A 1,013-nucleotide genomic window follows, 5' to 3' on the forward strand; every position below is an offset into this window, starting at 1 on the left:
CATCGCGACGCCGCCGGAACCGAAGTACCACGCGGACTTCCCGGCGGTTACCCAGTTCCGCGCCTCGGTGTGTGTGCTGGGTCCGCTGATGGCGCGCTGCAAGCGGGCCGTGGTGGCGCTGCCCGGCGGTGACGCGATCGGTTCGCGTCCGCTGGACATGCACCAGCAGGGTCTGCGGTTACTCGGCGCGACCTCGGAGATCGAGCACGGCTGCCTGGTGGCCCGGGCCGAGGAGCTGCAGGGCGCGCGGATCCGGCTGGACTTTCCCTCGGTCGGCGCGACCGAGAACATTCTGATGGCCGCGGTGCTCGCCGAGGGCGAGACCGTCATCGACAATGCCGCGCGTGAGCCGGAGATCGTGGATCTCTGCAACATGCTGAACCGGATGGGCGCGAAGATCGCCGGCGCCGGCACCTCGGTCCTGACCATCCAGGGCGTGGAGAAGCTGGCCCCTACTACCCACCGGGTGATCGGCGACCGCATCGTCGCCGCGACCTGGGGCATCGCCGCCGCCATGACCACCGGTGACGTGCGGGTGACGGGCATCAACCCCAAGCACCTGTCCCTGGTGCTGGACAAGCTGCGTTCGGCGGGCGCCCGAATCTCGTTCGAACCGGATGGCTTTCGCGTGGTGCAGGCGGATCGCCCTCGTGCCGTGAACTTCTCGACCCTGCCGTTCCCGGGTTTCCCCACCGACCTGCAGCCGATGGCCATCGGCCTGGCCGCCATCGCGGACGGCACCTCGATGATCACCGAGAACATCTTCGAGGCGCGCTTCCGTTTCGTCGAAGAGATGATCCGGCTCGGCGCGGACGCCCGCACCGATGGGCATCACGCTGTGGTGCGCGGTATTCCGCGACTGTCCTCGGCGCCGGTGTGGTCCTCCGACATTCGGGCCGGCGCGGGTCTGGTGCTCGCGGGTCTGGTGGCCGACGGTGTCACCGAAGTCCACGATGTCTTCCACATCGACCGGGGTTACCCGTCTTTCGTGGAGAACCTGCGCGGGCTCGGAG

The 1,013-nt window shown here is 68.7% G+C and carries 1 protein-coding gene; it reads left to right on the plus strand.

Annotated elements, in window-relative coordinates; all coding sequences use genetic code 11:
• Nucleotides 1-1,013, plus strand: a 1,013-nt coding sequence (gene murA / locus ACIRS4_RS39410; protein WP_404205271.1) for a UDP-N-acetylglucosamine 1-carboxyvinyltransferase, incomplete at both ends; no start/stop codon positions are given.

The sequence above is a fragment of the Streptomyces sp. NPDC101166 genome, from assembly GCF_044768125.1.
GTDB lineage: Bacteria > Actinomycetota > Actinomycetes > Streptomycetales > Streptomycetaceae > Streptomyces.